The sequence below is a fragment of the Dolosigranulum pigrum ATCC 51524 genome, from assembly GCF_000245815.1.
GTDB lineage: Bacteria > Bacillota > Bacilli > Lactobacillales > Carnobacteriaceae_A > Dolosigranulum > Dolosigranulum pigrum.
Map to the genome: position 1 here is coordinate 1472863 of NZ_JH601103.1, position 22241 is coordinate 1495103.

Below are 22241 nucleotides of genomic sequence, written 5' to 3' on the forward strand. Positions count from 1 at the left end.
TTTGTCTTATTCTTTATTTAGCTGGCTAGAATCAATGACTAAATCGCCGGCTTCAATCTCTTCTAATGCTTTACCAACATTGCGGATAGATTGGTATTCTTCTAACATTTCCTCACCATCTGATGATTCGTCTTCAGCAAGTTGGTGTGCTCGTTTAGCACTTAACATTACTAATGAATATTTTGAATCGATCCGATTAAGCAACTTATCCAATGAAGGGTGTAATAACATTTAATTCATCTCCTCAATAATTTTTGTATACGCTCCTAAATTACGAGACACTTTCAAATGTTCGCTTTCAATAATATGTCTAATTTTTTGTGCCGCTTTATCGACATCATCATTCTCAACAACGTAATCGTAATACTGAATGAGTTTCAATTCGTCGACTGCTTTTTTCATGCGTTTTTTGATCATATCACTGCTATCTGTGCCACGACCAGTTATCCGATTCTCTAATTCACCTAAATTAGGCGGTGATAAAAAGATAAAAATCGCTTCTGGCATCTTATTGCGTACTTTCAACGCGCCTTGCACTTCAATCTCCAAAAACACATCGCGACCTGCTTCCAATGTTTCGTTCACATACTCAAGGGGTGTCCCATAATAGTTGCCAACATATTCAGCATATTCCAACAAGCCACCACTCTCGATTAATTGTTCGAACGCTTCACGTGAGCGGAAGTAATAATCTTGTCCTTCAACTTCTCCCTCTCGCTTATCTCGTGTTGTCATCGATATTGAATAATCAAAATCATTATTATAATGATCAAATATATGTTTACGAACTGTTCCCTTCCCCACACCTGACGGGCCGGAGAGAACAAGTAATAATCCACGTCCCACCACACAAAATCCTTTCCAATTCCGTTATGTATAATAGTTTAACACAAAAAGCTCTCCATTGTTACCAGATTGGTCAATTTTTTCTGTTTTCTAAAAAATATAACATGAAAATCATTTTGCCTATAACAAAAGAGCAAGGCAACAGCCTTACTCTTTGTCTCATTATTTTTAATGGCAGAATTATTCTTTCTCTTCTCCCATATCTTTAACTTTCATCAAGCGAGTAATACTTGCCCGCTCTTTTTCTTCTAGCTTCATCTCAATAAAGTAAATGGTCTCCTCTAGACGTGGAATGGTCATATGTTCGAGGGCATTAACGCGTCGACGCGTCTTCTCAATCTCATCAGCCATCAACTGACAAGATTTTTCAATTTCAGCCAACTCCAACATATCAGGCATCACATCGATGAACTGTTTAAAGGTGCGGTCCAGTTCTCCGTTTGAGTTTAAATAACCGTATTCGATGCTTGAAATATCGCTCGCATCACTACTGTAATCAAACGTCATCTGTGGCACGCGCACACTCATAATGTTCTTCTGATCTAGATTTAACTGAACACTTCGAGATGGAATAGCCATTAATTCTTCGAGATAATTCTCATGAAGTAAGGATTTAGCAATCGAGAAAGATTGCATTCCTTGCTTCAACTTTTCTTCTACTTCTTCTCGTAATTCGTTGTTTTTCTTAATGAGTCCAATAAATTGTCGCATTAACTCATCACGTTTGTCTTTCAACAACTTGTGACCACGAGAAGCGAGTTCGAGCCGGTCCTTTAAGTTAGACAGCTCCATTCGGGTAGGGTTGACATTTAGTTTCTTCGCCATCTACCTCACCCTTCCTTAGGCAAGTATTTATCTAGCATTTCATCTTTAATTCGTTTCAATTCTTCGCGTGGCAAGATTTTCAGAAGATCCCAACCAAGTTCAATCGATTCATCAATTGAACGGTTCGTGTAACTTCCTTGGTTAACATACTCTTCTTCAAAGCGATCCGTAAACGCCACATATTTTTTATCTGATTCAGATAACGCGGCTTCACCAAGAACGTTCGCTAATTCTTTAGCTTCTTTTCCTTGGGCATAAGCAGCAAAGATTTGGTTCATGGTTGGTGCGTGGTCTTCACGTGTTTTACCTTCACCAATTCCTTCATCTTTTAGACGAGATAGTGATGGTAAAATGTCGATAGGCGGTTCAATTCCTTTGTTTTCCAACTCACGGGAGAGGATAATTTGCCCCTCTGTAATATATCCGGTCAAGTCCGGAATTGGGTGCGTAATATCTTCTTCCGGCATCGTTAAGATTGGAATTTGAGTAACTGATCCATTAATTCCTTCTAAACGTCCCGCACGTTCATACAAGGTTGCCAAGTTCGTGTATAAGTAACCTGGATAACCACGACGACCTGGTACCTCACGACGAGCAGCCGAAATTTCACGAAGCGCATTCGCATAGTTCGTCATGTCTGTTGTAATAATTAAGACGTGCATATCTTTTTCGAATGCCAAGTATTCAGCTGCGGTTAGAGCCATACGAGGAGTGGCAATACGCTCAATCGCTGGGTCATCTGCCAAGTTAATGAAGACAACTGAACGATCGATCGCACCTGTTTCTTTGAAGTCATTCATGAAGAATTCTGCCTCTTCATGCGTAATACCAACCGCTGCGAAGACAACGGCAAATTCTTCATCGGTTCCGACAACTTGTGCTTGACGCGCAATTTGAGCTGCCAATTCTTCGTGAGGTAGACCACTTGCAGAGAACACGGGTAACTTTTGGCCACGAACTAATGTGTTTAAGTGGTCAATTGTAGATACCCCTGTTTGGATAAACTCATCTGGATACATACGAGCAACGGGGTTAATAGCTTTCCCGTTAATATCCAATGTTTTTTCTGGAATTAAGTCTGGTCCTCCATCATTCACGCGACCCATTCCATCGAATGTACGTCCGATCATATCTTCAGATACATCTAGTGATAATGGGCGACCTAAGAAACGAACTTTAGTGTCAGGCAAGTTAATTCCTTCTGATCCTTCAAAAATTTGAACAATCGCTTTATCGCCTTCGATTTCTAAGACCTGACCTTGGCGACGTTCACCGTTTTGTAATTCAATCTCAACTAGCTCATCGAACTTAACACCTTCAACACCTTCAACGGTCATTAGCGGTCCGACAACCTCTGATACTGTTTTATACTCTTTAAGCATCCGATCCACCACCTTTTTGGACAATTTCTTTCATAACGTCTTCGATAGAGTTCTCAATCTCAAGGAATCTATCAAATTCATCTTCAGAAATGTATTTCATTCGTCCGATTCGCTCACGCAACTGAACCGTTCCTTTAGATATTTCATCGTAGTAAGAACCTAATTCTAACGCTTTTCGAGCTTCATCTTCGAACGTTAAAATAATTTCCATCATTTTAATTTGTTTTTTCAGTGGTGTGTACGTATCCACATCATCGTAAGCATTCTGTTGTAAGAAGTCTTCACGTAACATAGCAGCAACAGTCATTGTCACACGGTCCGCTTCAGAGAGCGATTCTACACCAACTAATTGAACAATTTCTTTTAACTCAGACTCTTTCTGTAGGGTAACACGCGCTCGAGAGACCAACTCTGGCCACTTCACATCGTGATCTTTGCCGATATACTTATTAACACGACCAGAATAGAGTGAGTAAGAATCCAACCAGTTAATTGCTGGGAAGTGTCGACGTTGAGACAATCCACTATCTAGTGCCCAGAATACTTTTGCCACACGCAAGGTATTCTGTGTGACTGGCTCAGAGGTATCCCCACCTGGAGGCGAAACGGCTCCAATCGCCGTAATACTTCCGACACGCTCACCATTATTACCAAGCGGGTGAACCATCCCTGCACGTTCATAGTATTCCGCAATACGCGAACCTAGATAAGCAGGATATCCTTCATCCCCAGGCATCTCTTCTAGACGACCTGACATCTCACGCAATGCTTCTGCCCAACGTGAAGTTGAGTCCGCCATAACCGCAACAGAATAACCCATATCACGGTAGTATTCTGCGATTGTAATTCCTGTATAAATAGACGCTTCACGCGCGGCAACTGGCATGTTAGATGTGTTAGCAATCAAAATCGTACGTTCCATGATTGACTCACCAGTATTCGGGTCAATCAATTTTGGAAACTCGTTAATTACCTCTGTCATCTCATTACCACGTTCACCACAACCAATATAGACAACTAAGTCTACGTCAGCCCATTTTGCAATTTGGTGTTGGACGACGGTTTTTCCAGCTCCGAATGGGCCAGGTACCGTTGCTGCTCCTCCTTTAGCAACTGGGAACAGTGTATCAATAACACGCTGTCCCGTGACTAAAGGTTCTTCCGGGCTAATCTTTTCTTGAACTGGTCGACCTTGACGTACTGGCCATTTTTGAATCATATTGAAATCTTTTTCGCCAGATTCTGTCTCTAAGGTATAAATAGTCTCTTCAATCGTGAAGTCACCTGATTTAATATCGGTCACTTTTCCACTGACACCCACTGGTACCATAATACGGTGTTCAATAACTTTTGATTCTTGAACCACACCGACAATATCACCAGTCGTAACTTCATCTCCAACACTAACTTTTGGTTCGAAAGTCCATTTATCATTTCGGTCAAGTGGATCAACCTCTACACCACGTTCCAAGAAGTTACTATCTGTTTTGTCCATAAAGTCTTGTAGCGGACGTTGAATCCCATCGAACATGCGTGAAATCATACCCGGTGCTAACTCAACTGATAATGGTTCTCCGGTAATTTCAACTTCTTCCCCGGGTCCAACCATAGATGTTTCTTCGTAGACCTGGATAGAAGCGACATCATTACGCATTTCAATTACTTCGCCAATTAATCCCAATTTACCGACACGGCAAATATCTTGAATATTGGCATCACTCATACCTTTAGCCGTAACCAAAGGACCTGATACACTTACAATTTCTCCTTTATTCAAACTCAAGTTACATCACCCTCCTATAAGATATTTTGACCGACAGCTTTTTCTACGTTATCTTGAACGCGTTTTTTACCTATGCCGCGTGATCCATCATAATTAGGAATCAAAATAACAGCTGGCGTCATCTTCGCATCATAGCGCTCGATCGTCTCAGGAATTTCTTCAGCAAATTTTTCTGTTAAATAAATAATACCAAAGTTATCCTCTGCCATCGCATCAATCACCTGTCGGGCTTCGCTACCAGTTTGTACAATTCTCGTATCAAACCCCAACATTTTAAAACCTAGGATGGAATCTTTATCGCCAACAACTCCAATTTTACTGGCCATAACTCAATCGCATCCTTTCTCTAATTAATTCTGTATCAATATTGTTTTCTTTTCCAGATAAAATCAATCGCAAGTTCATTACTTCCGTCTCCTTCGCATATAAGAATGCTAATACCGGAAGTGGTCCAAATGTCATTAACCGTGCTTTTTTCATTTCGGTCATATAAGCATTATCGAAAGCACGATCAAGCACAACGGATATATGCTCATCTTCCAGATCTAATGCTTCAACGATGGCTTTATATCGACTTCTTTTAATAAAATCAATTAAGCCATCAATACCACTATCAGCTTGGCGGATTAAGTCTTCTTTGTTGAAAGATCCCGCATCTGACAAAATGGTTGAGAGGAAATTCCGTCCTCTATTTTGTCTCTTAGCTCTGATAAGTGTAGAGATATTGTAGAAATCGATTTTTTTCGTCACAAGTTCTACAATCTCTTGTTCACCTGTCTGTTCGGCTAACTGCTTCAAGTGATTGAAATAACAACGATCTAGCAAAATATCAATGGACTGCGGATTGTCATATTCATCTAACTCTCGACGCATCTCAATAATGCTGTCCAAATACATCTGAGGTAAAACGGTAGATTTCCCCGTTTTAACTGCTTTGCGCAACTCACTAATGTCGTAGCGACCAATTGGAATATAAAGATGACTGAGATCATCATCCAAATAGTCTTCCTTGAACAACACTTTCAAGTTATGGTATGCATAGCGCAATGCCATAACTTCAATCACATCAGCATCTGGAGCAGCTTCAAAGGCTGTTTTGAAAGCTTCTTCTAATTCCTTCATAAACATCTCATCGTAATTTTTGGATGCTTGAATCTCATCCACATCATTACGATAAGTCGTCTCGCGCAAGACACTCATAGCATCGGTGTATGAATCAGCACCGATCATCCGCTCTAAATGATTCTTAGAAAGGAGATTATTTTCTTTTGACCGAATAGTTGTATTCAGTGGTCCATAAATTGTATCGTTCAAACCTATCTCCTCCTTTAATTAAAATAACTTCTGGTTAATTTCAGCAATATACTGACTACGATGAGCTTCCAATAGTTCACTGAATAAGAAATTGTACTCAATTCCTTTTTGCTCTAAGACAAATCCAGCCTCATTAGCAATTGTTTCATCGGACACAGTCAATTCCAAACCAGAGACTGCTTGTTGATCAACCCAATCACTGGTCAACGCATTCTGACTATGTTCACCTAGCGTCAACGTCATCTGGCCTGCTCCTTCAAACTGTGGCAATGTCTGTTCAGCAAACTGCTTAACAACATCATCACTCGTCTCATTCATTTTCGTTTGTGCCTCATCTAAGATGCGTTTAATGTAGTCTTGTTTGAGACTAAGAATCTCATTACGCTCTTCAATTTTAATTGAATTTTGTTGAATATCTTTTTCTCGTTCAATCTTTTCTAGCGCTGCTTTTTTGTCGGCTTCGAATTGCTCAGCCGCCTCTTCTTCAAAAGTTGCCACTTCATCAGCAACTTCTTGTTCAGCTTGATCAATTTCTTCCTGCAAGCTCGCTTTTTTCTCTTCTAATACTTTTGATGTTAAGTTATTCAAATCAGTCACTATAACCCTCCTTTATGATTATATATTGTCTAATATTTAAGCAAATATAATCATGAATAAGGCAATAAGGAAACCTAAGATCGCGTAAGTTTCAACCATAGCTGAGAAAATAACGGTTTGTGTATTCACTTCTTCGCGTTGGGCAATGGTTTGGATACCACTAACCGATACTTTCCCTTGAGCTGATCCAGAAGTAAGACCGGCAATACCAACAGTTAAACCAGACATTAAGTAGTACCAACCCATGCTTGGATCCATTCCTGATTCAATGTTTAGTAGAATGAAGAACCCAACAACGAATCCGTAAATCCCCTGTGTTGAAGGTAACGCCTGTAAAATCAATGCTTTCGCGAATAATTCTGGCTTGTCTTTCAATAATGCTGAAGCTGCTTCACCAGCTACCCCAACACCTCTAGCTGATCCTGTTCCTGAAAGAACAACAGCTAGTGCAATCCCTAAACCAGCCATGACCATTCCTGTATTTTCACCAAATAATTCTAAGATACTGAAATCCATTTGAAATTCCTCCTGATTTTTTGTTTTTTTATTGTTTTAACCAAATGTGTTTCTCAAGTGTTTTAAGCGGCTTAAACGGTCGACCTCCACCTTCGTAGAACTTACCGAACATCTCTACGTAGTGCAATCTCAGAGAGTGTACATACGCCCCCAAGAATGCAATAAAGATGTTCAAGAAGTGTAAAGCAACAAATAATAAGATCCCTAACGTAAAGCGGAAGACTGGCGGCAGGTAACTAATAAGTAAGTTAAATGCCATACCGATATTTGCACTGGCCACACCTAAAGCCATAATTCGTGAATAACTGACAATATCTCCGGTAATACTTGAGACATCTGTTAATGAGAATAATCCCATACCTAAACCACCAAAGATACTTGATTGATTGATCATAGATGCAATGATAATCCCAACTGCATTAACTGCAATTAAACCAATACCAATTGTTTCAACAACTGGTGGAACATCTAGTGTGATGCCCGCTGCATATACCATCGCTCCAATGATGATCAGCGACCATGCATGATCATTGATGTATGCTTCTAAGTGGTTGCCATTCTTATGCTTCAAATAAGCTCCAAGTTGGAACCCTAATATAACATGCAACACACCGAGCACGATAGAGATGACAAGCAATGGAATGATATCATCTTGCAATGATAACAATCGGAAAGGTAAATCCATTCCGAAGAAACTACCGAATATCAACCCGAAAATAATGGTCGATACTGAATTGTACATAAAGAATCTTAAATTCTGTTCAGCAGCTCGCCCTAATTCGAAGAACTTCAATCCAACGAAGGTTCCTAAGAACAAGACAATCCCATATCCGGCATCGGCACTCATCATCCCGAAGAAGATAAAGAAGAAAGGCGCAATCCAAGCTGTCGGATCAAGCTCACCATACTTAGGAAAACTAAACATCTCTACCAACAATGCGAATGGTTTTAATAATGCATTGTGGTTAAGTTTTGTCGGAGTTTTCTCGTAATCTTCTTCTTTAATTTCTTCCGTTAAGATCGCGATGTCGCCATCTAAACCAGTTGTTAAAGTTGAGGTGATGTCATCAATATCCTCAATATCAGCCCAGCCACTAATCATCACAAGTTGCTTGCTATTCACAAGAAGTTCTTTTGCTTTTTCGCGCTCAGATAAGTTATAGTAGTACTCTTCAGCTAACTCAAGTTGGGTTTGTTGCTCCTTGAATCCTTTGAGTTGATCGATAACTTCTTTCTTTTGCGCGATTAATTCTTTGCGTTTAGCTAAGTTCTTCTCAAGCTCTTGAGCTGGTAAGTCTTCATACTCATAACTTAATGCTTGAAAACCATTTTGCGCTAAAATGGACGTTACTTCTTGCGAATTACGCTGAGGATAGACAACGTAGAATCCCGTTGTATCCGAATTGCGATAAATCTCTTCATAAAATACCTGCTCATAATCAGCCAGTACTTCTTTAAATTGATCGATATACTCGACATTGATCGAGCCAATCTTTACATCCATTAACTGGAAGTCATTTAACTCACTTGGTAAGTAATCTAAATTCTTCCAGCGACGAAAAAAGTTCTCCTCTTCACGCAAATGACGTTTTTTCTCATCAATTTTGTTCAGTGATTCTTCCTTATCACTAATCTCTTGCAAAATTTCTGATATATGCTCTTCGCTGACAGCTTCATCTAACTCAGCCATCGTATATGTCTGACGCTTTCGTCGCAAGCCTTCGATCAATCCCAGTGAAGGTGTATACTGATCAGTAAACTTCAGCGCATAACGCAAATCATTTAAGTAGTTATCCACTTCAGCAACAGAATCTTTACTGGATTCAACCGACAAGCCTTCTAAAAGCTCATCTTCCAGCATTTCTGGTAGTGGTGCTACTTCAATATTTTGCATTTTTTGAACTGATTTTAGTGCTAGATCTTTATCACGCTGACGCGCTATAAGTGTTAACTTTTTTAGCTTAGCTATTGCCATGTGTCTCTAACACCTCCTTAGCTAACCACTCTGATAATTCTTCTCGCTGTTTCTCGAAGTTTTGATCAAAACGTTCACGTTCAGCTTCGATGTGTTCCTTTGATGCTTGTTTTTTCTCCCTCAGAAAAGCCTCCATCTCCTCGCGGCGTTCATTTTTGAACGCTTCAAGTTGCTGGTGGTAGTCTTCCTTAATCGCTTCAATCTGATCTTTTTTATCTGATTGAAGTTGCTCTTTCTTTTCTTTCGTTTCTTGCACCAACTGATTAGCACGCTCTTCCACATCTTTAATATGTTTAATCACATCTTGACTCAAAACTATTCCCCCTTTCAAAAAAGGGCACACTGCAAACAAGACGCCCCCTCACCCAAAAAGGCCACATCTTGAAAGCAATACGCCCAACCGATTAATGTAGTATTCAATTGTCGTGCACGTCTATAATTATAACACAATGAATTCAAAAATCAATTATATACGAACGAGTCAGCCAATATTTTTTTACAATTATGATTTTTTAGTTGACAAGCGAATATTTGTTCGGTATGATAATTATACAAACAAATGTTCGGGAGTGAAAACTATGCAATTACCTATTGAAATGATTCATCCAACAGCTATGAGCCCTCTTAAAAAATTCAGTCAAACATGCTTAGCGTATATCTGGATATTCTGGCGAAAAATACAAGCTATTAGCAATACAGCTAATGACTTTGAACGATTTCGTATTCAACCCCAAATGCCACGACAACAAATTTCTCATTGTGTCAAAAAAGCCATTAGACTGAAACAACCAATTATTATTCAAGTTAACGAATTAGATGATGTCGTTAGCGAAATTATTGGTTATCCCTATATTTCACCTGATTCATCGCATCTCATATTAAAAAGCTTTAACCAACAGACATCATACGTGATTAAAGGATCTTCTATTCGACATATTCAACAACTTTACCAAGATATCATGTAACTGTAATAAAAGAACCGCACTCGCTTGATTCAACCAAATCAAGTAAGTGCGGTTTTAACTATTTAGACCCCTTTGCAGAAGGATCAAGTCTTTTTTCTAAGATACCTAGAGTAGCATCTAAGATAATCGCCATCAGTGCGGTCGGAATGGCTCCTGCTAAAATAATGGGACCACCATCCGTCGCATTAACCCCTCGTTGGATTAAATCACCCAATCCTCCTGCTCCAATAAAGGTTCCGATAGCAGTAACCCCAATGGCTAACACCAGTGCATTACGAATGCCTGCCATAATAACGCTAGAGGCCAAGGGTAATTCAATTTTGAAAATCAATTGCATATTTGTCATTCCCATACCACGTGCCGCATCGATCAACGTACGATCAACATTGCGCACACCAGCATATGTATTTTTTATAATCGGCAATAATGAATATAAAAATACGGTTAAAATAACGGTTCTTGCGCCTAATCCAAAAGCTAACATCAGCATGGAAATAGTTGCTAGCGATGGGATCGTCTGCATAATATTAGCCAGCCCAATCACCCAGTTAGCCAGTTTTTTATGTTTTGCAATATAGAACCCGACTGGAATCGCAATAATAGCCGCGAAGAACACCCCATAAATTGAAATTAAAAAATGAGTTGAAAATTGCTCCCAGACATAGCTCCTATTGAGTGATAAATATTGTATAAACCGCTCAAGTCCATTCATAGCTTCTGCTTGTTCTAATGAATTCAGAAATTCTTCTAACTGCATTATACTTGTCCCCCCTTGCCTACTGGTTCTACATATGGTTCTTTCTCTTCAAAATAATTATTCTCCTTTAAAAACTCTTCGGCCACTCGTGTTGGTTCGACCATTAAGTCATCCGCAATATAATTCATTCGCTGCATTACCTCGACATTAATCGTACCCTGGAGTTTTAATAAAATATTTTCTAATTCAGGATAGGTTGCCAAAATATCATAAGTCGGCACCGGACTTGCATCATACGGCGGGAAGAAGTTCAAGTCATCTTCTAACACTACTAAATCATAACTAGAAATTCGCCCATCCGTTGAATAACCTAAGACAATATCCATCTCTCCTGATTCTACCGCATCATAAACTAAGCCAATCTGCATGGGATAGACCGTGCCAAATTCAAAGCCATATTCACTAACAAAGCCCTCATAGCCATCCCCTTTGCGTGATAACCATGTTGTATCAACACCCGCGACCAGTTCATCAGCATAATCTGCTACATCAGATATTTTCTCGAATCCATATTCATCCGCAATCTCTTGAGTCACCATGAAGGCATACGTATTCGCAAAACCATAACTCGGCAACCACTTCATATCGAATTCTTCACGAAATCCTTCTCTAACTAACTCCAATGCCTTATCTGGATCGCTCTCTGGTTCTCGTCCCAGCTCACCAGTCAAAGCTGTCCCTGTATAGAACGCTCCTGCAATATTGGCATCATCCGACATGATTGCCTGATGCATCATCGGTGCTGAGCCCATATTGGTAATCTGATCCACCTCAGTATCGATATAATGTTCAATCATTTGGGCGACCACATGAGCCATAATTTGTGATTCAGTGGTTACTTGACTAACTAACACAATTTGTTCATCATCGGATTCAGAACTTCCCAAGCCGGGCAATGAACAAGCACTTAGAATAAAGATTATACTTATTAGCGCCATATACTTTATTTTTCTCATTAGCAATCTCCCTTCTATTTCCCTGATTCTCGTAAGTTTATTGGCGTCAATTTTTGTTCTAAGCGACTTAATAAAAAATCGGCTAATAATGCAATAACCGTTACCGGAATCGTTCCGCCAATAATTAGTTCCGGAATATAAAGGTTCAACCCATTAAAAATAAAATCACCTAACCCGCCAGCACCAATGAAAGAAGCTAATGTGGTCCAGGCAATGACATAGGTGGTCGAAAGGCGAAAACCCGCCATAATAATCGGTGCCGCCTGAGGTAATTCAACTTTTTGTAATAATTGTATCGTCGTCATCCCCATCCCCTTAGCTGCATCGACCATCCCTTCATCAACTGATTGAATACCTGCATACGTATTGCGCATAATAGGCATCAATGAGTAAATAAAAAGGGCCATGATTGCAGGGACCTGCCCTACTCCAATCAAAGGAATCATCAAGGTTAACAACGCAAGCGATGGTAATGACTGTAAGATGGATACGAAACTAATCACTAAATCCGCTACCCTATCATTAATTCGTGTTAACCAAATCCCAATCGGTACAGCAAATAGAACGCCTAATGATACTGAAATCGCTGAAATATATAAATGTTCCCAAATTAATCGAACTAAATTTTCGCCATTTTCAGCAAAAAAGTGTGTAAAGGTTGACATATACTCAGTCCTTTCTAGTTATCTGCTTGAATCGCTTGAACGTCATAATCTTCCACTGCCGTATCATCTGTTGCAACATCATCCATGTCCCAGACACTACTATAGAATAAGTTGACCATCGAAGAACGAGTCAATATGCCTTGCAATTCATATGAATCACCCAAAATAGCGACGAACTTCATATTACGCTTAAAGAACATCTCCGTAATGGTATGTAAATGTGTTTCAGGCTTCATGTAAAAGCTAGGTCGACGCATCACATCGTCAACAAGTTTTTCTTTATCGGTTGATTTAATTTTCATCAAGTCAACTACACCGTGTAAGATATTGTCCTCATTAACAATCAATAGCGAATCAAGCTTATGGTGCTTCATAACACGGACAGCTTCTTGAAGTGGTGTTCCCAACTGTACTGTAATTGGGTTCAGATCCATTACATCTTTTACTTGCGTCTGATCTGTTGTTTCTTTTAAGCGATCTTCCCCAATAAATTCGCGTACAAAATCATTGGCTGGACTAGCAATAATATTTTCCGGTGTATCGTATTGAACAAGTTTACCATCCGTCATAATAGCAATACGGTCCGCTAAATCCAATGCTTCATCCATGTCATGGGTAACGAAGACAACGGTACGCCCCATTTCTTTTTGTAACTCGATTACCATTTCTTGTAATGCTTCTCGCGTAATAGGATCCAAAGCGCCAAATGGTTCATCCATTAAAATAATCTCTTGACCCGCTGCGAGCGCACGAATGACTCCTATTCGTTGTTGTTGTCCACCTGATAGCTCTGAAGGATAACGGTCCATATATTGATCAGGATCCATATCAACCTGCTCTAACAACTTGCGTGCTGTTGCTTCCATCTTATCCTCATCCCAATTCAACAATTTAGGTACCATAATAATATTCTCGTATACTGTCATATGTGGCATCAAGCCTGTCTGTTGAATAACGTAACCAATACTTCGTCGTAAATCAACTGGATTTTTTTCCATAATATTTTCACCATCAATGAGAATTTCACCGCTTGATGGTTCCACCATTCGATTAATCATCCGCATACTGGTTGTTTTTCCACTGCCAGAGGTCCCGATGAAGACCACTAATTCACCTTTATTAATAGTTAGTGATACATCACTGACTGCTTCCGTTCCATCCCCATATACTTTCGATACATACTTATATTCAATCATATATTTCTACTCCTTCACCTTATTCAGACATAAAAAAACTGCTAGCAGTGGGCTAAACTGTGCAGCATACTTCGTCATCAGTCGTTATTCTTATGTTATTCATCAACAAGTCCACTATCCATTATGACAAACATAATATCATAAAGCAACTTTTTGTGAAAACCAGTACATAAATTGCTTTATTTTAAGTAGTTGATCGGGGTTTCAGTTCATATATTCTAAACTAACCCAAAACAAAAAACAGCGGTTATCCGCTGTTTTCATCTAACTATTAGTTTTCGTCGGTTACATCTGGTTCATTTGTTCCGAGTTCTTCTTCCGGAACAGTTGGGACTTCGCCAACTTTTTTCGTAATCGTTGCAACAGCGCGACGTTCAAACGTTAGGTAAATCCCTTCGCAATCAAGGACAACACGACCGTTCACACGATCAACTTCATCGACGATACCATGCAAACCACCAATTGTTTGAATCGCATCACCTGGTTGCAATGAATCTAACATTTTTTGTTGTTCCTCTTGACGTTTTTTCTGTGGTCGAATCATGAAGAACCACATGACTCCCCCAACTAAAATAAAGGGAACTAATAAACCTACAATACCTTCCATTTGTCAATTCCTCCAATTATAAATTTTTAACTAAACTATGCTCTTTTACTTTAACAAAAATAAACCATTTTTTCCAATCATTCGCTGATTATTACTGCAATAGATACTTACTGCTCGGTAGGCACTGAGATACCTAAGTGTTCATAAGCGCGGTGCGTTGCGATTCGTCCGCGAGGGGTGCGCTGCAAGAACCCTTGTTGCAATAAGTACGGTTCAATCATATCTTCAATCGTCTCTGCTTCTTCGCTAATATTAGCTGCCAGCGTATTTAAGCCAACTGGTCCGCCACCATACAGCTCAATTAATGTTGAGAGCAATTTCTGATCAACCATGTCTAAGCCTCTGTCGTCAACCCGTAACATCTCTAATGCTTCCTGGGCAATTGTATCAGTAATAATACCTTCACCCTTCACTTCGGCAAAGTCACGCACACGCTTCAATAAACGGTTAGCAATTCGCGGGGTGCCGCGAGAGCGTCGTGCAATCTCAACTGATCCCTCATCAGTGGCTTCCACATCTAACACCTCAGCTGATCGCTTAACAATACGATCCAATTCCTCTGTCGTGTAATATTCCATGTGCGCCAATATACCAAAGCGATCACGCAAAGGAGCCGACAAAGCACCTGCTCGTGTTGTTGCTCCCACCAGTGTAAAGGGCGGTAGCGGGAAGTGAACAGGATGTGCCGATTCACCTTCACCGATAATGATATCGATAAAGAAGTCTTCCATGGCTGAATACAACATCTCCTCAATCACTCGTGGTAAGCGATGAATCTCATCGATGAATAAAATCCCGCCCGGTTCTAAGTCATTCAGTAAAGCAACTAAATCCCCCGGTCGATCAATGGCTGGTCCCGAAGTCGTCCGGATAACCGTTTGCATTTCACTGGCAATGACCATCGCAAGTGTCGTCTTCCCCAATCCCGGTGGTCCATAAAATAAAACATGATCAAGTGCTTCATTGCGTGCTTTTGCCGCTTGAATATAAATCGATAATTCTTTTTTTATCTTTTCTTGACCAATATATTGACTCAACCATTTTGGGCGTAAAGTTTGTTCCAATGCTGCTTCTGCCTGATCTCCTAAGTCTTCTGATACAATCCGCTCATCTGACACCATCTTAGCTTGTTCACTTCCTCTCTATTCATTTTAACTTAGCTATACAGTAATGTTCTTAAGGCTTCTTTAATATATTCATCCGTTGACATCGGTTCGAGTTCGGTTAAGTGCGATTTTACTTTTTTCACTTCACGCTTACCATAACCGAGCGCCTTCAATGCCTCGATCGCTTCCGTTAACTGAAGATTTTCTGCTAATTTTGGCTTATCAGGCTGCGCTTCATTCGCAAGTGCTGTGGGTGATAAATCATCCAACTTCCCTTGCAAATCTAAAATAATTTGAGCCGCTGTTTTCTTCCCCACACCAGGGAATTTTTGTAAATAAGTGCGATCTTCTGCTTCAATTGCTCGAATCAAGCCACTGTGATCTTCATTGGCCAAGATTGCTAATGCACTCTTCGGACCAATTCCAGACACATTAATCAACTTTAAGAACACATCCTTTTCACTTTTGGTTCGGAAGCCAAACAATGTCATATCATCTTGGGTTGTATTCTGATAAACATAAAGTTGTTCCGTTGTATCCAACTTATCCGTCAGTCGAAAGGGGTTGGCCATCAACAAACGATAACCAATGCCTCCTACCTCGATGACTAAATAACTTGGATAAATTGCTGTAATCGTTCCAATAATATATTCAAACATAACACACCACTCTTCTTCATGTAGTCCTTACTTATTATATCACGTGAGCTCAGCCTTTATCAACAAAGTAAGAGACGTGACCATGTGACCGCTCTAAGTTATCCCCTTACTCGAACTCCGACACATATTCGTCATAGCCTTGCTCGGCCAACTCAGACTTCGGAATAAATTTAAGCGCTGCTGAGTTAATACAGTAACGTAATCCCCCTTTATCAGTCGGCCCATCTGTAAAGACATGTCCTAAGTGTGAATCTGCTTCGGGACTTCTCACCTCAGTCCGCTCCAATCCATGAGAGGTATCGCGCTTCTCTTTCACTCCGCGCTTTTTAATCGGTTGCGTAAACGATGGCCAGCCACAACCAGCATCATATTTATCTTTTGATGAAAATAATGGTTCGCCACTCACCACATCGACATAAATTCCTTCCTCATCGAAGTCATTATATTCACCAGAGTGTGGGCGTTCTGTTGCATTTTCTTGCGTGACACGGTACTGAATTTCAGTTAATTGTGCTCGCAACTCGTTTTTGTCTTTTTTGTTTGTCATATGAATAAGCTCCTTTATCTATCTTGAATGCGTTTAAACATCTTTTCAATTTCTAAGTTTGTCAGTTGTACTAAGGTTGGGCGCCCGTGTGGACAATTATAAGGATTCTCGCAATTGCTTAGATCTTCGATTAAGGCTCTCGCTTCGTCATCACTCAGATGATGATTGGCCTTGATTGATCGTTTACAACTCATCATAATGGCTGTTGCTTCACGGAATTTTTTCACTGTAAGCTCTTTTTTATCCAGCAAGAAATCAATCATTTCCTTCACTGTTGCTTCTTCTTGTCCATGAATGAACCAAGATGGGTGGCTATTGAGAACAAACGTATTCTTCCCAAAGGCTTCTAAAAAAATGCCCGCTGCTTCTAATTGTTCCATTTGTTGTCTTATTTCAATGGTCTCATTCGTTGGATATTCCAAGACAATCGGTACGAGTAAATTTTGTTGGGCGGTGCCGTCTTGATCAATCACTCGGCGATAATACTCGTACTTCACCCGTTCTTGAGCGGCATGCTGATCAATAATATACAGTCCACGTTCATTTTGGGCAAATAAATACGTGCCGTGCATTTGTCCAATATAATCCACTGCGGGAAATCCGTCTCTATTTGTCAGCTGGGTGGCCTGATCCGTAGTTAATTCAGAAGTTTCCCCCATGTAATCTAGACGGTCCTCCGCTACCTCTAGTGGAGAGTCTGTAACATGACGACTCTGCTCTAACGCGCCCTCAGAAGAGAATGCAGTCTCATGTTGCGTTTTCTGAGCCTTCGTTGTCTGATCTGTTTGTTCTTGTATGAGATGCTGCTCATCTGATATATCTGACTGAGAATAAGAGTTAACTTGTGATTTGAACGATCGCACATGAGATTTGTCCCTATGAAAATCAATTTGTGTTTGATTATACGTTGGGGTATCTTTTTTCGTCTGTTTATTTTGGTCAATGTTCTCTAAGCCACTTGGAATACGCACTTCTTCGTTCATTACTTGCTGAACGGATTGCTTAATAAGATTGCATAAGTCAGCTTCGTTACTAATACGGACTTCATGTTTTGTTGGGTGCACATTTACATCTAGGAGGAGTGGGTCCATTTCGATATGAAGTACTGCTAAGGGATACCGATTGATCATCAATTTCGAACCATAACCCTCTGTAATGGCTTTATTGATCGCATAGTTTTTAATATAGCGACCATTCACGACAATCGTGATATACGACCGATTCGATCGATTCAATTCCGGCAGTGAGATATATCCTGATACCTTGAAATCAAAGTTCTCACCGGTGATCTTCCGCATTTTTTTAGCTGAACTAACTCCGTACACCCCAGCAATTGCTTGTTTTAAGTTGTCATTTCCTGGAGTTCGCGTTAAGGTGGACTCTTCATGAACGAGCTTGAAGCTAATAGCTGGATTCGCTAGTGCAAATCGGTTAATACTATCCGTAATATGAGAGAGCTCTGTCTGCAAGGTGCGCACATGCTTTAATCGAGCCGGTGTATTGAAGAAAATATCTTCTACCTGAATCATCGTCCCTTCCCGTGCTGAGGCACTTCTGTCTTCAGTAACTTTGCCTCCTTCTAAGACAAGGTGGCGTCCTTTTTCGCCAGCTTGAGCTGTTTCAATCATCACTTTCGACACACTGGCAATACTAGGAAGTGCCTCACCGCGAAACCCAAGCGTCCGGATTCGGAAGAGATCTTCGCTTGAAAGCAATTTGCTTGTCGCATGGCGCTTGAAAGCAGCAGGGACTTCTTCATACGGAATACCCGCCCCGTTATCGGTCACTCGAATAAGGCGCATCCCTGATTCTTCAATATGCACATCAACCTTATCTGCTCCAGCATCAATCGCATTCTCAATCAATTCCTTCACTACCGATGCGGGACGTTCAATAACTTCTCCCGCAGCGATTTGGTTCGCTAAAGCATCGGGCATAATTTGAATCGGCATCTAGTCTGCTCCTTTCTCTAACTGCTTCACTAACTCACGAATCGTATCAAAAGCATCCAGTGGTGTTGTCTCAGTTAAATTTATTGCTTGCAGTTGTTCAATCACCGCTTGTTCAGCCGGTGATTTCGTATTCTCCGCCTTAAATAAAGCCAACTGCTCAGTTGTTTCTTCCACTGTGGTCACCGCTTCATCACTTGCCTGACTAATCGTTGCCCCCTTAGTCTGTTCTAAGTCTCTCAAGATCATTGATGCCCGATCTAACAAGTCTTCAGGCAACCCTGCCAGTTGTGCGACTTGTACACCGTAACTTTTATCACCTGGACCTGGCTTAATCTTATGCAAGAAAACAAGCGATCCCCGTTCTTCCACTGCACCAACATGGATATTTTCTAACTTGTCTAGTCGTTTCGATAGCTCCGTTAACTCGTGATAATGGGTAGAGAAGAGCGTCTTCGCCCCAATACGATTATGCACATACTCAATAATCGCCTCTGCAAGGGCCATACCATCGTACGTTGCTGTTCCTCGACCAATCTCATCAAATAGCAATAAACTGCGGCTGGTGGCATTTTGGATCGCATGATTGGTCTCATTCATCTCCACCATAAAGGTACTCTGCCCCCCAAATAAGTCATCCATCGCCCCAATTCGGGTAAATATCTGATCAAATAACGGCAACGAAGCGTGACTGGCCGGAACGAAGCAACCCATCTGTCCCATAATAACGATGAGAGCTAACTGACGCATATACGTACTCTTCCCAGACATATTCGGCCCCGTAATAAGTAAAATATCTGTTTCGTTCGTCATCTCAATATCATTCGGTACATATGACTGATCATTCATCACTTTCTCCACCACTGGATGGCGTCCAGACTCAATCACAATATCTTGACTATCGGTGTGATACGTAGGCTTCACGTAATTATATGTTTCACTGACTTCAGCAAAAGATTGCAATACATCCACCTTCGCTACTGCTTTAGCCAACGATTGAATTCGTTTAATATAACCTTTTACCTCTTCGCGCACTTGTATAAATAATTCATATTCTAAGGCTTGTGATTTTTCTTCTGCTCCTAAAATTAGACTTTCTTTTTCCTTTAATTCTGGCGTGATATAACGTTCTGAGTTTGCTAATGTTTGCTTACGCTCATATCGATCCAAATCAACTTTCTCAATATGTGATTTAGTCACTTCGATATAGTATCCAAAAACTTTATTAAAGCCTACCTTCAAGTTTTTAATGCCTGTTTGTTCACGTTCTTGTGCTTGTAGATCAGCAATCCATTGCTTCCCGTTCGACATAGCACTTAAGTATTTATCTAATTGCTCATCAAAGCCAAAGTTAATAATCTCACCTTCTGTCACTGATAATGGCGGCTCTTCTTGAATGGCTCGCTCAATCAGATCAGCAACTTCTACGACAGGATCGAGCTGTGCTAAGACTTGATCCCACACTCCCTCATCATTCATCAGCTGCAACATCTCGCGCAAGTGCGGAATCATCTGAAGCGACTGCTTTAACTGAATCAAGTCCCGCGCATTGACACTCCCATAGGCTACGCGTCCGGCCAATCGCTCAAGATCATACACTTCTTTCAGTACTGCGATTAAATCCGATCGCTCCAAGAAGTAATGCATCAGCGAATCAATGAGAAGATGCCGTTCTTGAATACCGTCTACATGAATCAGCGGCTTATCCAACCAGCTCTTCAACATCCGGCCGCCCATTGCCGTTTTTGTCTCATCTAACAACCACAACAAGGTCCCTTCCTTCGTCCCATCACGGAGAGAAGTTGTCAACTCCAAGTTCCGTCGAGCTTCCTTCCCATATACTAAGAAGTGATCCATCTCATACACTTCGGCTTGTTGCAAGTGGTCTAACTGACGCATTTGGGTTTGGGCTAAATAATGCAACAGGACGTCCAGTGCTTTTGTCAGCGGTCCCTCAGGCACATCTACCTTCAATTCGTCAAACTCAGCATGAGCACTCAACTCAGCTATCTCCGATATAGTCAGATCAAACCGCTTCGCCAACATATCGGTAAGCTCAGTTAAAGTCTCTTCTTGCTTCACCACTTCTTTCACCGCAAGTGTTTCAATTTCAGTAATAAGATCACTTTCTTTGTCAGTTAATGTCACGCGAAGTTCTCCAGTTGATAGATCAGCATAAGCCAAGCCATAGCGATGAGCTTGTTCCACCATAGCCGCAACAAATGTATTCTCCTTTGCTTCAATAGCACTGCCTTCCATCACGGTTCCCGGTGTAATCACTTGAACCACTTCTCGCTTGACCATCCCTTTTGCTTCTTTTGGATCTTCAACTTGTTCACAGACCGCAACCTTATAACCCATCTCAACTAACTGATTGATATACCCTTGCGCTGAATGATGTGGCACACCACACATCGGTACTTCTACTTCAGCCTTTTTATTGCGACTAGTCAAGGTCAATTCTAACAATTGAGCAACTTCCTTCGCATCTTCAAAAAATAATTCATAAAAATCCCCTAGCCGAAAGAATAAAAATGCATCCGGATGATTCTCTTTCATTGTCAAGTACTGTTGCATCATCGGAGTATGTTTTGATTTATCTCTTGCCATACTATCGCTACCTTTCTATTAGCTGACGTCATTTTTAACGTAGCATTGGATTATCGTCATCAATTCGAATCATTTTAATCGAACGCGCTCGTCCATCTGTCTTCAGATCAATCAGACAAGCATTGAGACGTTTACGTCCACCTTTGGGCACAGAAAAACGTGTCGGCATCTGTGTTAAAAACTTCTCCAGAATCGGTTCTTTCTCCATACCAAGAATGCCGTCATAAAAGCCGGTCATCCCGACATCTGTGACATACGCTGTTCCTTGGGGTAAAATTCGTTCGTCCCCAGTTTGCACATGTGTATGCGTCCCGACCACGGCAGAAGCTGTGCCATCTAAGAACCAGCCCATTGCTTCCTTCTCACTTGTGGTTTCGGCATGGAAGTCCACAAAAATATAATCCGTTCGCTTCTTTGCTTCTGCAACTAGCTGCTGGCCAACTTTGAATGGACTATCGAAGTCCCCCATAAACGACCGACCATGTAAATTAATAACCGCCAATTCTTGATCATTCACCCGAATAAACGTCATGCCACGACCGGGTGTTGCCTCCGGATCAGGATAATTAGCCGGACGAATCAATGAAGGTGTTCGGTCAATGTAATCATAAATCTCACGATGGTCCCACGTATGATTTCCCATCGTCACAATATCAACACCACACGTTTTAAGTTCTTTATAGTTTTTCTCCGACAAACCACGCCCTCCAGACGCATTCTCGCCATTAGCAATCGTCACTTGCGGTTTATACTGTTGCTTTAATCTTGGTAAATAGTCACTCAATGCTTGACGCCCGGGCGCTCCAACAATATCTCCAATAAATAAAATTTTCATCGCATTCACCTTTTTCATTCTGTCCTTTTATTTTACCAATGATTGCCCCATTTCACAAAAAAAGTATCCTTACTTTGCTTTTATGGCTAAAAACGATCCATCTAGCAACTGTCGCACAATCACGACTTAACAGAGAATAACTTAATAATTA

At 40.8% G+C, this 22241-nt stretch carries 23 protein-coding genes and 1 other annotated feature; of the genes, 1 reads left to right on the forward strand and 22 read right to left on the reverse strand.

What is annotated here, in order from left to right:
* Positions 1 to 6 precede the first annotated feature (6 nt).
* The 11 genes from rpoZ to HMPREF9703_RS06750 form a co-directional block, all read right to left on the reverse strand.
* The gene (gene rpoZ, locus HMPREF9703_RS06700) at positions 7 to 231 is read right to left on the reverse strand and encodes a DNA-directed RNA polymerase subunit omega (RefSeq protein WP_004636574.1); all 225 of its coding nucleotides are present in this window, start codon (positions 229 to 231) and stop codon (positions 7 to 9) included.
* Entirely contained in the window at positions 232 to 849 is a 618-nt protein-coding gene (gene gmk, locus HMPREF9703_RS06705; protein ID WP_040376840.1) for a guanylate kinase, read from the reverse strand.
* Positions 850 to 1026: 177 nt separating this feature from the next.
* Complete coding sequence (locus HMPREF9703_RS06710; RefSeq protein WP_004636579.1) at positions 1027 to 1671, reverse strand: V-type ATP synthase subunit D; 645 nt, start codon at positions 1669 to 1671, stop codon at positions 1027 to 1029.
* A 5-nt stretch (positions 1672 to 1676) separates the two neighbouring features.
* Entirely contained in the window at positions 1677 to 3053 is a 1377-nt protein-coding gene (locus HMPREF9703_RS06715) for a V-type ATP synthase subunit B (RefSeq protein ID WP_004636580.1), read from the reverse strand.
* Positions 3046 to 4830: a V-type ATP synthase subunit A gene (locus HMPREF9703_RS06720; RefSeq protein ID WP_111974523.1), complete on the reverse strand. Its 1785-nt coding sequence runs from the start codon at positions 4828 to 4830 to the stop codon at positions 3046 to 3048. Before HMPREF9703_RS06720 ends, HMPREF9703_RS06715 begins: the two co-directional genes overlap by 8 nt.
* A 20-nt stretch (positions 4831 to 4850) precedes the next feature.
* On the reverse strand, positions 4851 to 5162 hold the full coding sequence (locus tag HMPREF9703_RS06725) for a V-type ATP synthase subunit F (protein WP_004636584.1): 312 nt from the start codon (positions 5160 to 5162) through the stop codon (positions 4851 to 4853).
* Positions 5152 to 6150: a V-type ATPase subunit gene (locus tag HMPREF9703_RS06730; RefSeq protein ID WP_004636585.1), complete on the reverse strand. Its 999-nt coding sequence runs from the start codon at positions 6148 to 6150 to the stop codon at positions 5152 to 5154. The genes HMPREF9703_RS06725 and HMPREF9703_RS06730 overlap by 11 nt, the downstream gene beginning before the upstream one ends.
* An 18-nt stretch (positions 6151 to 6168) precedes the next feature.
* A complete protein-coding gene (locus HMPREF9703_RS06735) occupies positions 6169 to 6747 on the reverse strand; it encodes a V-type ATP synthase subunit E family protein (protein ID WP_004636587.1) in 579 nt (192 codons plus the stop codon).
* Positions 6748 to 6783: 36 nt separating this feature from the next.
* Positions 6784 to 7263, reverse strand: coding sequence for a V-type ATP synthase subunit K (locus HMPREF9703_RS06740; RefSeq protein WP_004636589.1), 480 nt, complete (start codon positions 7261 to 7263; stop codon positions 6784 to 6786).
* Between the two features lie 28 nt (positions 7264 to 7291).
* Positions 7292 to 9238, reverse strand: coding sequence for a V-type ATP synthase subunit I (locus HMPREF9703_RS06745; protein ID WP_004636591.1), 1947 nt, complete (start codon positions 9236 to 9238; stop codon positions 7292 to 7294).
* Positions 9225 to 9551 carry a hypothetical protein gene (locus tag HMPREF9703_RS06750; RefSeq protein ID WP_040376841.1) on the reverse strand — a complete coding sequence of 109 codons (327 nt, stop codon included), beginning with the start codon at positions 9549 to 9551 and terminating at the stop codon, positions 9225 to 9227. Before HMPREF9703_RS06750 ends, HMPREF9703_RS06745 begins: the two co-directional genes overlap by 14 nt.
* 42 nt (positions 9552 to 9593) lie before the next feature.
* Positions 9594 to 9640: a sequence feature (sodium ion sensor (DUF1646 type); this cis-regulatory element may regulate processes involved in with the transportation of sodium ions), on the reverse strand.
* A 176-nt stretch (positions 9641 to 9816) separates the two neighbouring features.
* Between HMPREF9703_RS06750 and HMPREF9703_RS06755 the strand changes: the two genes are divergently transcribed.
* Positions 9817 to 10203, forward strand: a complete 387-nt coding sequence (locus HMPREF9703_RS06755; RefSeq protein WP_004636594.1) for a hypothetical protein — start codon at positions 9817 to 9819, stop codon at positions 10201 to 10203.
* Positions 10204 to 10261: 58 nt separating this feature from the next.
* On the opposite strand, the gene HMPREF9703_RS06760 is transcribed toward HMPREF9703_RS06755, so the two are convergent.
* From HMPREF9703_RS06760 to HMPREF9703_RS06810, 11 genes are all read right to left on the reverse strand, one after another.
* Positions 10262 to 10960: an ABC transporter permease gene (locus tag HMPREF9703_RS06760; protein ID WP_004636596.1), complete on the reverse strand. Its 699-nt coding sequence runs from the start codon at positions 10958 to 10960 to the stop codon at positions 10262 to 10264.
* Positions 10960 to 11916, reverse strand: a complete 957-nt coding sequence (locus HMPREF9703_RS06765; RefSeq protein ID WP_004636599.1) for an osmoprotectant ABC transporter substrate-binding protein — start codon at positions 11914 to 11916, stop codon at positions 10960 to 10962. The genes HMPREF9703_RS06760 and HMPREF9703_RS06765 overlap by 1 nt, the downstream gene beginning before the upstream one ends.
* Positions 11917 to 11930: 14 nt before the next feature.
* Positions 11931 to 12581 (reverse strand): ABC transporter permease, encoded by a 651-nt coding sequence (locus HMPREF9703_RS06770; protein ID WP_004636601.1) that lies wholly within the window; start codon positions 12579 to 12581, stop codon positions 11931 to 11933.
* Positions 12582 to 12595: 14 nt separating this feature from the next.
* Complete coding sequence (locus HMPREF9703_RS06775) at positions 12596 to 13777, reverse strand: ABC transporter ATP-binding protein (RefSeq protein WP_004636602.1); 1182 nt, start codon at positions 13775 to 13777, stop codon at positions 12596 to 12598.
* Between the two features lie 271 nt (positions 13778 to 14048).
* On the reverse strand, positions 14049 to 14384 hold the full coding sequence (gene yajC / locus HMPREF9703_RS06780; protein WP_004636605.1) for a preprotein translocase subunit YajC: 336 nt from the start codon (positions 14382 to 14384) through the stop codon (positions 14049 to 14051).
* A gap of 107 nt (positions 14385 to 14491) precedes the next feature.
* A complete protein-coding gene (gene ruvB, locus HMPREF9703_RS06785; protein WP_004636607.1) occupies positions 14492 to 15505 on the reverse strand; it encodes a Holliday junction branch migration DNA helicase RuvB in 1014 nt (337 codons plus the stop codon).
* 35 nt (positions 15506 to 15540) lie between these two features.
* The gene (gene ruvA / locus HMPREF9703_RS06790) at positions 15541 to 16149 is read right to left on the reverse strand and encodes a Holliday junction branch migration protein RuvA (protein ID WP_004636608.1); all 609 of its coding nucleotides are present in this window, start codon (positions 16147 to 16149) and stop codon (positions 15541 to 15543) included.
* 106 nt (positions 16150 to 16255) lie between these two features.
* Positions 16256 to 16696 carry a peptide-methionine (R)-S-oxide reductase MsrB gene (msrB, locus tag HMPREF9703_RS06795; protein ID WP_004636610.1) on the reverse strand — a complete coding sequence of 147 codons (441 nt, stop codon included), beginning with the start codon at positions 16694 to 16696 and terminating at the stop codon, positions 16256 to 16258.
* A 14-nt stretch (positions 16697 to 16710) separates the two neighbouring features.
* Positions 16711 to 18648 carry a DNA mismatch repair endonuclease MutL gene (mutL, locus tag HMPREF9703_RS06800; RefSeq protein ID WP_004636612.1) on the reverse strand — a complete coding sequence of 646 codons (1938 nt, stop codon included), beginning with the start codon at positions 18646 to 18648 and terminating at the stop codon, positions 16711 to 16713.
* Positions 18649 to 21255, reverse strand: a complete 2607-nt coding sequence (gene mutS, locus HMPREF9703_RS06805; protein ID WP_004636614.1) for a DNA mismatch repair protein MutS — start codon at positions 21253 to 21255, stop codon at positions 18649 to 18651.
* Positions 21256 to 21289: 34 nt separating this feature from the next.
* A complete protein-coding gene (locus HMPREF9703_RS06810; RefSeq protein ID WP_040376842.1) occupies positions 21290 to 22090 on the reverse strand; it encodes a TIGR00282 family metallophosphoesterase in 801 nt (266 codons plus the stop codon).
* Between the last annotated feature and the right edge of the window lie 151 nt (positions 22091 to 22241).

Excerpts from the sequence above, each read along its gene's own strand:
- mutS (WP_004636614.1), bottom strand. The coding sequence starts at position 21,255 with ATGGCAAGAGATAAATCAAAACATACTCCGATGATGCAACAGTACTTG.
- HMPREF9703_RS06715 (WP_004636580.1), bottom strand. The coding sequence starts at position 3,053 with ATGCTTAAAGAGTATAAAACAGTATCAGAGGTTGTCGGACCGCTAATG.
- HMPREF9703_RS06745 (WP_004636591.1), bottom strand. The coding sequence starts at position 9,238 with ATGGCAATAGCTAAGCTAAAAAAGTTAACACTTATAGCGCGTCAGCGT.
- HMPREF9703_RS06765 (WP_004636599.1), bottom strand. The coding sequence starts at position 11,916 with ATGAGAAAAATAAAGTATATGGCGCTAATAAGTATAATCTTTATTCTA.
- ruvA (WP_004636608.1), bottom strand. The coding sequence starts at position 16,149 with ATGTTTGAATATATTATTGGAACGATTACAGCAATTTATCCAAGTTAT.
- ruvB (WP_004636607.1), bottom strand. The coding sequence starts at position 15,505 with ATGGTGTCAGATGAGCGGATTGTATCAGAAGACTTAGGAGATCAGGCA.
- HMPREF9703_RS06740 (WP_004636589.1), bottom strand. The coding sequence starts at position 7,263 with ATGGATTTCAGTATCTTAGAATTATTTGGTGAAAATACAGGAATGGTC.
- HMPREF9703_RS06760 (WP_004636596.1), bottom strand. The coding sequence starts at position 10,960 with ATGCAGTTAGAAGAATTTCTGAATTCATTAGAACAAGCAGAAGCTATG.
- yajC (WP_004636605.1), bottom strand. The coding sequence starts at position 14,384 with ATGGAAGGTATTGTAGGTTTATTAGTTCCCTTTATTTTAGTTGGGGGA.
- HMPREF9703_RS06725 (WP_004636584.1), bottom strand. The coding sequence starts at position 5,162 with ATGGCCAGTAAAATTGGAGTTGTTGGCGATAAAGATTCCATCCTAGGT.
- HMPREF9703_RS06775 (WP_004636602.1), bottom strand. The coding sequence starts at position 13,777 with ATGATTGAATATAAGTATGTATCGAAAGTATATGGGGATGGAACGGAA.
- HMPREF9703_RS06770 (WP_004636601.1), bottom strand. The coding sequence starts at position 12,581 with ATGTCAACCTTTACACACTTTTTTGCTGAAAATGGCGAAAATTTAGTT.
- HMPREF9703_RS06755 (WP_004636594.1), top strand. The coding sequence starts at position 9,817 with ATGCAATTACCTATTGAAATGATTCATCCAACAGCTATGAGCCCTCTT.
- mutL (WP_004636612.1), bottom strand. The coding sequence starts at position 18,648 with ATGCCGATTCAAATTATGCCCGATGCTTTAGCGAACCAAATCGCTGCG.
- rpoZ (WP_004636574.1), bottom strand. The coding sequence starts at position 231 with ATGTTATTACACCCTTCATTGGATAAGTTGCTTAATCGGATCGATTCA.
- HMPREF9703_RS06710 (WP_004636579.1), bottom strand. The coding sequence starts at position 1,671 with ATGGCGAAGAAACTAAATGTCAACCCTACCCGAATGGAGCTGTCTAAC.
- HMPREF9703_RS06810 (WP_040376842.1), bottom strand. The coding sequence starts at position 22,090 with ATGAAAATTTTATTTATTGGAGATATTGTTGGAGCGCCCGGGCGTCAA.
- msrB (WP_004636610.1), bottom strand. The coding sequence starts at position 16,696 with ATGACAAACAAAAAAGACAAAAACGAGTTGCGAGCACAATTAACTGAA.